Source organism: Alcaligenes sp. Me129 (genome assembly GCF_050487245.1).
GTDB classification, from domain to species: Bacteria; Pseudomonadota; Gammaproteobacteria; order Burkholderiales; family Burkholderiaceae_B; genus Alcaligenes; species Alcaligenes phenolicus.
The window spans coordinates 253,387-267,822 of record NZ_JBKQGX010000003.1; the positions used below are offsets into that span (position 1 = coordinate 253,387).

General features: G+C 54.6%; 8 protein-coding genes and 1 tRNA gene. 6 read left to right on the forward strand and 3 right to left on the reverse strand.

The window, feature by feature from the left end:
• The first annotated feature begins 112 nt into the window (after window positions 1-112).
• Genes ACLPGZ_RS05130 through ACLPGZ_RS05155 form a run of 6 tightly spaced genes read left to right on the forward strand, consistent with a single transcriptional unit; the run spans window position 113 to window position 11,075 of the window.
• A complete protein-coding gene (locus ACLPGZ_RS05130) occupies window positions 113-2,596 on the forward strand; it encodes a type I restriction-modification system subunit M (protein WP_429641021.1) in 2,484 nt (827 codons plus the stop codon).
• Entirely contained in the window at window positions 2,587-3,831 is a 1,245-nt protein-coding gene (locus tag ACLPGZ_RS05135) for a restriction endonuclease subunit S (RefSeq protein ID WP_429641022.1), read from the forward strand. The genes ACLPGZ_RS05130 and ACLPGZ_RS05135 overlap by 10 nt, the downstream gene beginning before the upstream one ends.
• Complete coding sequence (locus tag ACLPGZ_RS05140) at window positions 3,828-5,294, forward strand: DUF262 domain-containing protein (RefSeq protein WP_429641023.1); 1,467 nt, start codon at window positions 3,828-3,830, stop codon at window positions 5,292-5,294. The genes ACLPGZ_RS05135 and ACLPGZ_RS05140 overlap by 4 nt, the downstream gene beginning before the upstream one ends.
• Window positions 5,291-7,261 (forward strand): DUF262 domain-containing protein, encoded by a 1,971-nt coding sequence (locus ACLPGZ_RS05145; RefSeq protein WP_429641024.1) that lies wholly within the window; start codon window positions 5,291-5,293, stop codon window positions 7,259-7,261. Before ACLPGZ_RS05140 ends, ACLPGZ_RS05145 begins: the two co-directional genes overlap by 4 nt.
• Window positions 7,258-10,359, forward strand: coding sequence for a type I restriction endonuclease subunit R (locus tag ACLPGZ_RS05150; protein WP_429641025.1), 3,102 nt, complete (start codon window positions 7,258-7,260; stop codon window positions 10,357-10,359). The genes ACLPGZ_RS05145 and ACLPGZ_RS05150 overlap by 4 nt, the downstream gene beginning before the upstream one ends.
• On the forward strand, window positions 10,359-11,075 hold the full coding sequence (locus ACLPGZ_RS05155; RefSeq protein WP_429641026.1) for a M48 family metallopeptidase: 717 nt from the start codon (window positions 10,359-10,361) through the stop codon (window positions 11,073-11,075). Before ACLPGZ_RS05150 ends, ACLPGZ_RS05155 begins: the two co-directional genes overlap by 1 nt.
• 297 nt (window positions 11,076-11,372) lie before the next feature.
• Here the strand turns inward: ACLPGZ_RS05155 and ACLPGZ_RS05160 are convergent, their stop codons facing one another.
• The 3 genes from ACLPGZ_RS05160 to ACLPGZ_RS05170 form a co-directional block, all read right to left on the reverse strand.
• Window positions 11,373-12,659, reverse strand: coding sequence for a tyrosine-type recombinase/integrase (locus ACLPGZ_RS05160; RefSeq protein WP_429641027.1), 1,287 nt, complete (start codon window positions 12,657-12,659; stop codon window positions 11,373-11,375).
• A gap of 187 nt (window positions 12,660-12,846) precedes the next feature.
• Window positions 12,847-12,931 (reverse strand) — tRNA-Leu (locus tag ACLPGZ_RS05165).
• A 316-nt stretch (window positions 12,932-13,247) separates the two neighbouring features.
• Window positions 13,248-14,312, reverse strand: a complete 1,065-nt coding sequence (locus ACLPGZ_RS05170) for an AI-2E family transporter (RefSeq protein WP_021447032.1) — start codon at window positions 14,310-14,312, stop codon at window positions 13,248-13,250.
• Window positions 14,313-14,436: the final 124 nt, after the last annotated feature.

Below are 14,436 nucleotides of genomic sequence, written 5' to 3' on the forward strand. Positions count from 1 at the left end.
TTGCGGAGTTGATCGACTGCAAAATCGGTGACAGCTCAGACGTCGAAAACGCAAAGCTCGCGCCCGGTTACCGCGCCGCGGCGACAAGCACAACACGGAAATAGAATCACAAATGGCCATCAAAAAATCAGACCTCTACTCATCGCTCTGGGCATCTTGCGATGAACTGCGCGGCGGCATGGATGCCAGCCAATACAAGGACTACGTCCTGTTCATGCTGTTCATCAAGTACGTCTCGGACAAGTACGGGGACTCTGATGACTTTGCCCCGCCTGTCACCATTCCGCCCGGAGCCAGCTTCAAGGACATGGTTGCCCTCAAGGGCAAAAGCGATATTGGCGACAAGATCAACACACAGGTCATTCAGCCCCTGATCGACGCCAACACCCGTCTTGCACGCAGCGACTTCCCTGACTTCAATGACCCGAACAAGCTCGGTGAAGGTCAGGCGATGGTGGATCGCCTCAGCAACCTGATCGGCATCTTCCAAAAGCCCGAGTTGGATTTCTCGAAGAACCGAGCCGAGAACGACGACATTCTGGGCGATGCCTACGAATACCTGATGCGGCACTTTGCCTCGCAGAGCGGCAAGAGCAAAGGCCAGTTCTATACGCCATCCGAGGTCAGTCGCATCATGGCCAAGGTCGTGGGCATCTCCCCTGCCAATGCAGTGGCCTCGACCACCGCGTATGACCCCACCTGCGGCTCTGGCTCCTTGCTGCTCAAGGTGGCCGCCGAGGCTGGCAAGCACATCACGTTGGAAGGGCAGGAAATGGACGTGACCACTGCTGGTCTTGCCCGTATGAACATGATCCTGCACGACTTTCCGACCGCCAACATACTGCAGGGCAACACGCTGGCCTCGCCGAAGTTCAAGGATGGCGAGTCGCTGCGTACCTATGACTACGTCGTCGCCAATCCGCCGTTTTCAGACAAGACCTGGAGCACCGGCCTGGCCCCTGCCAGCGATGCGCACCAGCGATTTGCTTGGGGCGAACCGCCGAAAAAGCAAGGCGACTACGCTTACCTGCTGCACATCATTCGCTCAATGAAGAGCACCGGCAAAGGCGCCTGCATTCTCCCTCACGGTGTTCTTTTCCGGGGCAATGCCGAGGCTGTCATCCGCGAGAAGCTGGTGCGGTCGGGCATCCTCAAAGGAATCATCGGCCTGCCAGGCAACCTGTTCTACGGCACAGGCATTCCCGCCTGCATCCTGGTGTTGGACAAGGAAAACGCTTCTGCACGCAAAGGCATCTTCATGATCGACGCCTCCAAGGGCTTCATCAAGGACGGTGCCAAGAACCGCCTGCGTGAGCAGGACATTCACAAGATCGTCGATGCCTTCACCAAGTTGGCAGAGTTGCCACGCTACTCGCGCATGGTGCCGCTGACCGAGATCGCAGATCCCAAGAACGACTACAACCTCAACCTGCCACGCTACATCGACAGCACCGAACCTGAAGACATCCAGGACATCGATGGCCACTTGCGTGGTGGGATTCCAGAGCGTGACCTGGATGCGTTGAGCGACTATTGGAAGGTGATCCCCGGTGTGCGCAATGCCCTGTTCGAGTCAGCCGGGCGCGCTGGTTATGCACAGTTGAAACTGCCCATCGCCGAGGTGAAGACCACCATCTTTGCGCATCCTGAGTTCACTGCATTCAATCAGGCAGCCACCCAGGTCTTTGCTGACTGGAAGCAGGCCAGCACGCCGCAGCTAAAGGGCTTTGCGAAAAACGGCCACCCAAAGCAACTGATCGAGGCACTGTCCGAGGATTTGCTTGCCCGATTCAAGCCGACGCCTCTCGTCAATGCCTATGACGTGTACCAACATCTCATGGACTACTGGGCCGAGACGATGCAAGACGACTGCTACCTGATCGCCGACGCTGGTTGGCAGGCAGGTGCGCAGCCGCGTGAAGTGGTCAAAATCAAAGACGGAAATGGTAAATTGGTGTGGCCAAAAGAACCCTTTGATTACACAAAAGGCAAGCGCCGCTTCAAATCCGACCTGATCCCCGCGCCAATTCTGATCGCCCGTTACTTCACCGTTGAGCGCGACGCCATTGAAGCGCTGGAGGCCAAGCTGGCCGATGTCGAGCAACAACTTCAGGAGATGATGGAAGAGAACAGCGGCGAAGAAGGGCTGCTAGCCGAGGTCATTGAAGGCGAAGGCGACAAGCAGAAAATCACCGCAAAGGCTGTCAAAGCCCGCCTGAAGGAGATTGGCAAAGATCCCGACTACGCTGACGAGCGCAAAGCGCTGCAGGACTACGCCTCCCTGCTCGACAAGCAGACCGACATCAAAGCCAAGTTGAAGGCGGCGCAGGATGACCTTGAGGCCAAGCTGGATGCCAAGTACCCCAAGCTGACCGAGGACGAGATCAAGCAGCTTGTTGTGGACGACAAATGGCTGGCGACCTTGGCCGATGCCGTGCAAGGCGAGCTGGATCGGGTTTCTCAAACCCTCACCAGTCGCATCCGCCAACTCGCAGAACGCTATGCCACACCGCTGCCGACGCTGACCAAAGAGCTCGCAACACTCTCAGCGCGGGTCGATGAGCACCTGAAAAAGATGGGGGCGGTATGGAATTGAAGCCTGGATACAAGACAACAGATATTGGCGTCATCCCTTTTGATTGGGAGGCTGCAACTATCGGCGAAGTTGCGAAGTTTTCCGGAGGCTCGCAGCCTCCAAGATCAACATTTAAGTTTTCTCCTGCGACTGGGTATGTTCGACTGATTCAAATTCGAGACTACAAGACAGACGCCTACGCCTCATATATTCCGGCAGCCTTGGCGAGAAAGACCTGCAGCACTGACGATATTATGATCGGAAGGTACGGTCCGCCAATTTTTCAGATTCTGCGTGGAATTGAAGGTGCTTACAACGTGGCTTTGATAAAAGCCATACCCTGTGAGCGCATCTCTCGCGACTATCTATTTAATGTTCTCAGGCAAGAGAAGCTGTTTCAACTGATTGACTCTCTGTCAAGAAGATCGTCTGGCCAAACTGGCGTAGAGATGCCTGCGCTCAAGGCTTACGGTCTTCCATTGCCACCAATTGAAGAGCAACGCAATATTTCAAGCGTTTTGAGCGATGTCGATGCGTTGCTCGCTACCCTAGACCAAGTCATCGACAAGAAGCGCGATTTGAAGCAGGCTGCCATGCAGCAACTGCTCACTGGCAAGGCTAGGTTGCCTGGGTTTGACGGTGAGTGGGAAGCGAAAAAACTGGAACACGCTGGAAGTTGTTTGCGCGGCGTTAGTTATCGTGGCGACGATGATTTATCCCCTCACGATACAGCATTTACAAAGCGACTTCTGCGCTCCAACAATGTTCAGAATGCTTTTGTTGTGACTAGTGATGTTCAGTTTGTCAATGACAAGAGGGTCTCTCAAACTCAAATTCTTCAAAAGAATGACATCTTGATTTGTATGGCCAATGGCAGCAAAGCGCTTGTCGGCAAAGCCGGGCTATTTTCGATTGACGACGGATTTGATTACACGTTTGGAGCCTTTATGGGATGCTTCCGAACAGATGCATCAATAGCCGACCCTGTTTTTGTCTTTTCACTTTTCCAAACTGGGCGATATCGCGACTACGTAACTAACTTGCTTGCAGGGTCAAGCATTAACAATCTAAGCCCGAGCAGCATTGAATCCCTTGAGTTTTCATTTCCACCATATCCTGAGCAAGCTGCAATTGGACGGGCACTGGCAGAAATGGACTCTGAGCTGTCAGTGCTCGAGGCAAGCCGCGATAAAACCCGCAACATCAAACATGCCATGATGCAGGAGCTGCTCACCGGAAAGACGAGGCTGGCATGACTTCAGAGGGCCAGTTCATTCCAGTCCATGTTGAAGTTCTGAGCTTTGCCAGTCTCTTCAATGAGTCGGCCTTCCCGCTGGCGGTGGACACCTACCAGCGCGGCTTTGTCTGGAAGGATGACAAGGTGCGGCAGTTGGCCGACGACCTGAGCGCCTATCAGCAAGAGGCCGATCCCAAGCCCCCTTATTATATGGGCACGGTGTTGATCCACCGCCACGCTGATAAGGAGAAGCGTTTCCTCATTGACGGGCAGCAGCGGATCACGGCCCTGTGTTTGTTGCACTGTCAACTCAAGAACAGCCTGCCCACCCATTGCGCGTTGAGTTACTCGCCCAAGTCCGCAAGACGCATACGTGCCGCCGTCGAGGTCCTGCGTGAGCACGTTTGCATTCCAGACTCCGGGATTTTCGACCAGATCGTTTTCACCGTCATTTCAGTGGATCGGGTGGACTTGGCCTTCACCTTCTTTGACACCCAGAACAACCGCGGTGTGCCGCTCCATGCCACAGACTTGCTCAAGGCCTATCACCTGCGGGCGGTGGAGGCGGAATCGGTCGCGCGAAAGGAAGCCTTGCAAACACTTTGTGCTCAGCGCTGGGAAGGCATCCAGCGAGGGACGCCACTCATGTCGCACGATCAGGAATTTGCACAAAGCCTGTTCGCCAAGTTTCTATGGCGGGCCCGGTATTGGACGGGGCAACGGATGAGCCTTGGTGGGCACGACGCGTTGATGGAGGAGTTTCAGCAGCACACGTGGAAAAGCGAAGGCGACCCCGCGACGATCCCGCTTTACCGCTCGCGCCATAATCGGCTCGGCACGGCCCTCACGCTGCGGCGCGACGGTCACGGCGAGATCCACACCAACCGGATTTCACTCAGCCCGAAGGCGGAGGACTTGCCTTTCGCGATCCGACAACCGATACATAAAGGCATTGGCTTCTTTCTCTATGCCGACAAGTATGCGGCACTGCTCCGCCGTCTGGTGGTGGATCCCAACGACTCGGTGGAGGTTCTGCGCTTTCGTAAAGTTTACGAAAAGCTGGTGATGGCCAATTCGCTCTTTCTGCGAGAAATCTTCCTGCTGGCGGCGGTGATGTTCGCCGACCAGTTCGACGACGAGAAGCTGTGGGAGTTCTCGCTCTGGTTAGATCATGCGCTGGGTGCAATCAGGCTCGAGAAGCAGCAGGTCCGCTACGAGGCGGCGCAGAACTTCTTTAAACAGGACACGCTGAACCTGCTTGATGTGATTGCCAGCGGCTACCGGCCCGAGCAGGTCATTGCCCACCTGAAGGCCAATCACACCCACGCCAAGACATATTCTGACGAGACCATTGAGCCCGGCAAGGGGGTGCAGGGTATCTACAAGCAGGCTGTTCTCGCTTACTACGGGCGCATAGATGTCACGTCCCTGAACGGCAAGCACACATGGATCGACACGAAACTGAAGGAAGGTTCCGCATGAAGATCGAATCTCGGCTCTACAGTCTGGAGGCGATCGTGAAGGAGAGCCCGGACTGGCATTTCAATATCCCGATCTACCAACGACTGTATGTCTGGGGCGAGGACCAAGTGCTCACGCTCCTGAACGACCTCGTGAACGCCTACGAACGCGACGAGGAGATTTTCTTTCTGGGCGGCACCCTGCTTGTGGAGCAGTCGGGCGGGCGCGGTCGGCACTTCGATCTCATCGATGGCCAACAACGCTTCACGACCCTGTGGCTGCTGTGCCACGCGTGGCGCGAGGCGCTCACGCCGTTTCTTGCCACCACCACGGACGACAAGCGGGTCGAACCGCGCCTGCGCTTCGCGATTCGCTCGGAAGTGAATAGCTTCCTTGAGACGATGGTGTTTGGTGGTCAGGGGCGAGCTGTCCCGGACGATGAAGCGACCAAACGGATGCGCATCGCGCTGGATTTGATGCGGTCTGTGTTTGAAAAGCGTCCGCTGCCGGCGGGCGTTACGAATCTTCAGGCGCACCTCCGCGAGCTGACGGAGTTTGTCTTTGGCCGAGTGAAGTTTGTCATCACCACCGTGCCCCGCGAAACCGACCTGAACAAGCTGTTCGAGGTAATCAACAACCGGGGTGTGCAGCTACAGCACCATGAAATCCTCAAGGCACGGATGCTGGATGCGCTCAACGAGGTCGAGCGAGGACCCTATGCCGTCCTCTGGGACGCCTGCGCCGACATGGAGAACTTCGTGGAGCGAAACCTGAGTGGCAATTTCAAGGGTTTCGCCAGCGAAGTAGCCGCCTGTTACGAAAGGGGCCAGCTAACCGATGCCTCGGCGGTGCGCGCGCTACTGGCAAGGCGAATCCAGGAGCAGAACCACCACCATGCACTGACTCTGGCGGAGATCCTGCGAGCACCGGACGACGCGCAGGCCGGAGGAGGCGAGACCGAGACGGAGACCACAGAGCCGACTTGGGTGCGCGGCATGTTCGGTTTTCCCCTCTTTCTGCAACATGTCTTGCGTATCTGGCTGTTCAAACGTGGCCGGCCCGACCTGCCGCGACTCCTCGACCGCGAGCTGCTCACCCTGTTCGAGGAGCATTTCTTTAAGCCTGCCGAGGATCGCACGGAAAGCGTCCGGTCGTTCATCGATTTACTCTGGCGGCTGCGGGTGATCTTCGACGAGCACCTCATCAAGTGGGTAGATCAGGGCGAAGAGGAGGTTCACCTGATCAGCGCCATCAGCGTCAGCACCAGCAGCGGGAAGCGCTACATGAGCCGCTCGCGGGAGTCCGACAGTCATCAGGGCTTTTCGTTGCTGCAGAGTATGCTTTATCACTCACAGGAGATCACCACGCAGTATTGGGTTACGCCGTTGCTCAACTTCATGCACCGAAATCCCGAGTTGGATGCGGAGCGGTATTTCGCTTACTTGCGGCATCTCGACAACCACATGCTCGGCTCAGATGCCAACGAGATTTTGATCGTGCGCTCGCTGAGCTTCATGAAGGAACCATGGCAACGGCGCGATGCCATTCATGCGGAGGAGCTTACCGAGCCCAGCGGTGTGAAGTTTGCTCACTACTGGTTCTACAAGCTCGATTTCGTCTTGTGGTTTCAGAAGAAACGTCAAACGGAGCGCTGGAAGAAATTCAGGCTCACGGCCAAAAGCTCGGTTGAACACATCTCTCCGCAGACTCCAACCGAACGGGACGACAACCGGGTTGACAAGGCGCTCGATTATTTCGGCAATCTCGCGCTGGTCTCGCGAAGCTTGAACTCAGAATACGGAAATCTTCCCTTCAACGAAAAGCGCCAGCGCTTTATTAACAACAACAAGAGCCGGTTGGATTCGCTCAAGATGGACCTGATTTATGAGAGCGACCGGTGGAATGACGATATGGCATTTTCCCATCAGCAAGAGATGATTTTGTGTCTAAGCGACTACTGGGAGAACACCTTGAGGTTGGTACCATGACTGAACAAGCCCGATCTGAGCGCAAGACGCAGAACCGTGTTGCCGCTCTGTTTACCGATGCAAGTCGCCCTGACTGCCTTGGCTACGATCACCTAGGTGAGTGGAGTAAACGCGACAACAACCGCTGCATCGAGGCAGATTTTTTGCGCAGCAACCTCAAGAAGCGTGGTTATTCCGATGCGCACATTTCCGCTGCGCTGCAAAAGCTCTTGACCGCCGCCGACTCCACCGGCATCACCCTCTATCAAGCCAATCTGCGCACCTACCAACTGCTGCGCTATGGCGTACCTGTACAGATTGCAGCCGGGCAGGCGCATGAGACCGTACACCTCATCGATTGGGAAACGCCCGGCAACAACGACTTTGGCTTGGCCGAAGAGGTCACCTTGCGCGGCGGCTACGAGCGGCGGCCCGATCTGGTCGTTTACATCAATGGCATCGCGGTCGCCGTCATTGAGTTGAAACGCAGTTCGGTGGAGGTGGCTGACGGTGTTCGTCAGCTCATCACCAACCAGGAAGAGATTTTCAACAAGGGATTTTTCAGCACGGTGCAGTTGGTGCTGGCGGGCAGCGACTCGCAGGGTTTGCGCTACGGCACCACGGGCACGCCGGAAAAATTCTTCGTTGAGTGGAAGGAGCGCAAGGATAAAGGCGCCACCACATCAGAGCCACTCGCAGAGGGTGCGCTGCTAGATAAACCACTGGCGCAGATGTTTGACAAGGTGCGCCTACTGGATCTGATCCGCAACTTCATCATCTTCGATGGCGGGCAAAAGAAGGTGCCTCGCGTCCATCAATACCACGGCGTGAAAGCGGCCCAGGAGCGGGTGAAGCAGCAGGAAGGCGGTGTGATCTGGCACACCCAAGGCAGCGGCAAGAGCATTCTGATGGTGCTGATTGCCAAGTGGCTGCTGGAATTTGACCCGCACGCCCGCGTCCTGGTCATCACCGACCGTGATGAGCTGGACAAGCAGATCGTGGGTGTGATGCGTAATGCAGGCGTGATTGGCGAGGATGCGGCATCGCCGCGCATCACCTCTCGCGCGGAACTGGTTGAAAAGCTAGGGGCAGCCACGCCGCGCCTGATGTGTGCGCTGATCCACAAGTTTGATACGACCGACCTGAAGGGCGAGCCTCCGAGGGTGGTAGGCCGTGTTTGCGTCTTCGTCGATGAATGTCACCGCACGCAAGGCGGCGACATGAACAAGCAGATGAAGCGATGGCTGGAGAACGCCATCTTCATCGGTTTCACCGGCACGCCTCTGCTGCGTAAAGACAAGCAGACCACCCGCGAGGTTTTCGGCACCTACATCCACACCTACAAGTTCGATGAAGCGGTGGCCGACAAGGTTGTGCTTGACCTGAAGTACGAAGCGCGCGATGTGCCTCAGCGCCTAACGTCAAAGAAAGCTATTGATGCTTGGTTCGACCAGAAAACCAAGGGGCTGAACAACTTTCAGCGTTCGGTTCTGCGCAAACGTTGGGCGACGATGGAAGAGCTGATGAGTGCCGGTGAGCGCAAGCAGCGCATCATCGCCGACATCATCCACGACTTCGGCGTCCAGCCGCGTCTGAACAATGATCGGGGCACGGCCATTCTGGTGGCCGCCTCCATCTACGACGCCTGCCACTACTTCCGTTTGTTTCAGAACACGTCGTTTGGCAAGTACTGCGGAATCATTACGTCCTACGAGCCCAACCACAACGCGATTTCGCGCGCTCCCAACGACAGCGACGAGCGCTACAAGTTTGACACCTACACCCAGCACGTCCTGCAGAAAGATCAGACCACCAAGGACTACGAAGACAAGACCAAGCAGCGCTTCATCGACGAGCCTGCCAATCTGAAGCTGCTAATCGTGGTGAGCAAACTGCTGACCGGTTTCGATGCGCCTTCCTGCACCTACATCTACCTCGACAACGAGCTGCGCGATCACAACTTGTTCCAGGCTATCTGCCGCACCAACCGGCTCGACGGCGACGACAAGGACTATGGCCACATCGTCGACTACAAAGAGCTGTTCGAGAAGGTGCAGGACTCCATCGCCGTGTACACCTCGGACGAGCTGGACATTGACGAAGGTGGCGATGACGGCAACGTCACCGTGAAGAACTGGCTGAAGGAAGGCAAGGCGCAGCTCGATGCTGCCCGGGAAGCACTGCGCTACTTGTGTGAGCCGGTGGCCATGCCCCGCGAGATGGAGCAGTACCTCCACTACTTCTGCGGTGATGCCAACGATCCAGAAGCGTTGCTGAACACCGAGCCGTTGCGCATCTCGTTCTACAAGTCAGCAGCCGCATTCCTGCGAGCCTATGCGGCAATTGCCCAGAACCTGGAGGACGCAGGATATTCAGCGGCTGATATTGCTGCACTCGAAAAGGAGATCGAGTTCTACAGCGACACTCGCACGGCGATCAAGAAGCATTCAGGCGAAGAGTTGGACATTAAGCCTTATGAGGCGGATATGCGTCACCTCATCAACACCTACATCCAAGCAGACCCTGCTGAAGATTTGGGAAATCTCAGCTCGCTCTCACTGACCGAGCTGATTATCGAAACCGGCATTCACGACGCCATTGCCAAGAAGCTCAACCAGAAGGGCAAGCTGTCGAGGAATGCGATTGCTGAAGGCATCATCAACAACGTCCGCAAGACGATCATTCGGGATCAACTGACTGATCCGAAGTTTTACGACGAGATATCCAAACTCCTCGAAGACCTGATAAAGCAAAAGCGCGACGACACCGCTGCCTACGAGAAATTTCTCCAGAAGGCCGAAGAGTTGGTAAAAAAGATGGCGGCAAAGAATACGGGCAGCCATCCACACGTGCTCAACGGTCACCCGGAAGCGATCACTCTCTTCAACAATCTGGCCAGCATTCCGGCCGCAACTTTCGTTTGTCCGACTGACGACGATGGCAAGGCGATGCTCGCGCTCGAACTCGATCAGGCGATGCGAGAGCAGGCACCGGCAGGCTGGAAAGGGGATGACACCCGTGAGAAGCAGGTGCTCAATGCGCTGTTTCCCATCATGTCGCGGGATCGGGTGGCGACGCAGGCTGTTTTCGAAATCATCAAGAAGCAATCGGGGTACTGATGAACGAGACAATCCAACTGGGCGAGATTTCAATAGCGGTGACCAGGAAGGACATCAAGAATGTCCACCTCACCGTTCATCCGCCTGATGGACGTGTGACTCTCGCCGCCCCAACCAACACCCGCTTAGAAGTAGCGCGTGCCTACGCGATCTCCAAATTGGTCTGGATTCGTGACCAGCAGAGAAAACTGGAATGTCAGGCACGGGAAACACCACGCCAGTTCGTTGAGCGTGAGAGCCACTACGTTTGGGGGCGTCGCTACCTAATGGCGGTGGACTACCAGGATGTAAAGCCCACCGTTGTCCTCAGCAACAAACGGATCACCCTGATTGTTCGTCCAGATAGCAGCGCAGAGAAGCGGGCGGAGGTGATGCATGAGTGGCACAAGTCGTTGCTGCACGAAGTCGTACCTCCACTGATCCAAAAGTGGGAGCATAAACTCAAGGTGAGAGTCTCAGGCTACTTCCTGCAACGGATGAAAACCAAGTGGGGCAGTTGCAATCACGCAGCGGGAAACATCCGCCTTAATACGGAACTGGTGAAAAAACCGAAGGATTTGCTGGAGTACGTCATAGTGCATGAAATGGCTCATTTGATCGAGCCCACACACAGTGATCGCTTCATCGCCATACTTGAAGAGCATTACCCCAGCTGGCGTGAGGCCCGCACCGAGCTTAACGAATTGCCGCTGGCTGCAGAGGTCTGGAAGGAGTGATATGGCACTGAATCTTGCAAAGGTCGTCATCTGATGGGAGTTAGGTGCAGCACTGACTCCATGAAACAAGGTAGTGCGCTTGTTCAACCAAATCGCCGATGAAGAGTGCATGCACCGGCAGAACAAGCCATTTTCAGTCGACTAAGTTGAATATGGTATTGTTCATGGTATTACCATGATTTGTATTTTTAAGTGATTGTAAATTAAGGGAATTATTTTGCTATTTACAATAGAGTGGGAATCACCAATGGTGGGTGCTGTTGCGCCTACACCCTTGCACTGTTTGTAGCTGCTAAGTTAGTGCTGTGATGGCCTTGTTTTGGTGGAGATCATAAGATCCTGCTGGGAAAATTCAAACGGATTAACGGCTTTTTCTCTGTTCGCATCTAAAAAATCAGCCCACCATTGCATCATCAGTCTGCGTTCATCTAAATGTTCTGCCTTATGAATATATGCCGCTCGGACAGAGTTTCTCTCTTGGTGGCTCATCTGCCGTTCTACGGCATCCCTAGACCACAGTTTTGATTCAATCAGAGCACTACAGGCCATGGTCCTAAAACCGTGGCCACAGACCTCTGTTTTAGTGTCATAACCCATTGTCCGTAACGCGCTATTAACCGTATTTTCACTCATGACCTTCTTAGAGTTATTGTCATTTGTGAAAATAAGCTCTTTATCACCAGTCCAGTTGTAAATGCGTCTCAATATTGTTATTGATTGAGTGCTGAGTGGCACAAGGTGGGGGGTACGCATTTTAGAGCCGCGGTGAGAGAAGCGCATGCCTTCTATTGGTTCTCGTTCTGCGGGAATTGTCCAAAGCGCTCGCTCAAAATCTATCTCGCTCCAACGAGCAAATCGCATTTCACTTGAACGTACAAAAACACGTAGTGCGAGCTCAACAGCAAGGGTTGTAAGTACTCTACCTTTGTAGCTGCTAATTCTTTCTAAAAGCTCTGGTATGCGCTCAAAAGGTAAGGCTGGGCGGTGCTTTTCTTTACTGGTCGGAACGGCACCAGCGATATCTTGTGCTGGATTGAAATCAATCAGGCCGCTTTGAACAGCAAAACGCATAATCGATGTGATGCGCTGCTGTAAGCGGGAGGCTACCTCTAAGCGGTCAGAGTCTACAACAGCACGAATGGGTACGAGTAGGTCGCGTGTTTTAAGATCTTTAATCTCTGTTTTGCCGATAACTGGAAAAATATCAGCTACTAGGCTTTGCAGCACCCTATCTCGGTGAGATTCAGACCATGTTCTATTGTTGGCGTGCCACGCTCTGGCAATATCCTCAAAGGTAGTGCCATTGCACTCTTCAAATCGCTCTTGTTTTTTTTGCTCACTTGGATCTACGCCTTCAGCCAATAGTTGTTTGGCATCGGCGCGTTTAGTCCGAGCAGCTGCAAGTGTGGTAGCTGGATAGACTCCCAGCGCTAGGGTTTTTTGTTTGCCGTTAAATCTATAGCTAAGTCGCCAATACTTGGAGCCGTTAGGATGAACAAGTAAGTGCATGCCTTCGCCATCGGTTAGCTTGTATGGTTTATCGGCAGGCTTTGCTGCGCGTATCTGCGTATCACTGAGAGCCATAGCTGTTGGTACATCCTTCTATGAGTAGAGGTTGTACCAGCATATACCAACATTTATACCAACAACAAATGCTTGATGTGGGTAGACTTCAGTTGACCTATGTAGACTGTGAAAGCTCAGAAACCCGTGTGAATACAGGGTTTCAGGCAAAAAAATAGACGTCGGTTGACGTCTATTGATTCGGTGATGGTGCCCGGGGCCGGAATCGAACCGGCACGCCTTGCGGCGGGGGATTTTGAGTCCCCTGCGTCTACCAATTTCACCACCCGGGCTAGGTATGGCAACCTGGGAATCCAGGCTTGGAAGGAAAGATTGTTATTATACGCAGATTCCTCGGGGTTTTGGCAAGTGCTACAGCAATTTTTTTCAAATTTAGCCTGGCACTGAAAACATTCCCGCTTAAAGTCCGTCTGAAGCTCCGTTTTCCGCCTGCTTTGTCACAACTGCTTAAGCATTAACGGGGGAAGGTTCTCAGCGGGAAGGCACCTACACTACTTTTGGTCATACTCAAACCTAAATTCCAAATAAAAAACAGGCCAGGTACACCGTCCTAGCCTGCTCAATCTTTTTGTTCTATGTACGGGGTCCTTAGTCCCCTGCCACAGCCTGCCCGTTACGAATCCACTCTCTCCAGATCGCGACCAACAAAGCCATCAGGACCGGGCCGATAAACAAGCCCACGATGCCCATTGTTTGCACACCGCCCACCAAACCAAAGAACGTAGGCAGGAACGGCAGTTTCACCGGGCCACCGACCAAACGCGGCCGGAGGGTTTTATCAACAATGAACAGCTCGATCGCGCCCCACAGGAACAGGCTGACTCCAGCCACCAGGTGACCAGAGCCTATTAAATACAAGGACACCATTGTGAATGACAGGGGAGCACCACCAGGGATCAGCGCCATGAAGCCGGTAATCACACCCAGCAGCACAGGTGAAGGCACCCCTGCAATCCAATAGGCAATGCCCAGAACCACGCCCTCACCCAAGGCAATTAGGCCCATCCCGGTAACGGTGGAGTTAACGGTAGCAGGCACAACCCGAGAAAAACGCTGCCAGCGGCCTGGCAGGATGCGCTCACCAACAATATCCAATTGCACCAGCAGCCTGTCACCATCTTTAAAGATGAAGAACAGCGTGATCAGCATGAACAGCACGGTCAACAGCAAGTGGAATACGTTGCCGGTAGCGGACAAGACCATGCGGTAGATATTGCCAAGATGCTGGCCGCTGACCATCTCGACCAGTTCGCCCAACGCGTGGGGTTCGCCTAAATAAACTTGCCAGTACTCGGTCAAACGCTCGCCCATCAGGGGCATGGCTTTGATCCATTCCGGGGTCGGCGTGCCGTAGCGGTTGGCGGCCAGCGCCCAAGTGATAAAGCTGCTGGCTTCCTGGATCGCAAAGGACAAGGCCAGGGACAAGGGTACGACCAGGACCACGATGACGACCAGCAAGGCCAGTGTGGCCGCCAGTGCGGTGCGGCCATTGCAGCGTACAACCAGCCGTTTATATAAGGGCCAACCGGCCAGGCCTATGATCAACGCGGCGAGGACAGGGACCAGAAATCCCTTTAAAAAGTAGACGCCTGCGGCCAGCAAGAGCAGCAATAGCCAGCGAGCGATAAGGAATGCGGGTAAGACGGGTTGCATAAACGGTGGAGACCCTCTTGTCTATTGGTCTGGGCATGGGTCGGTGCCCGAAAGTTTTTTGACGATAGCATGATCACAGCCCGAGGAATACCCGTTTCTTACAACAAGCTGATAACACTTTTTA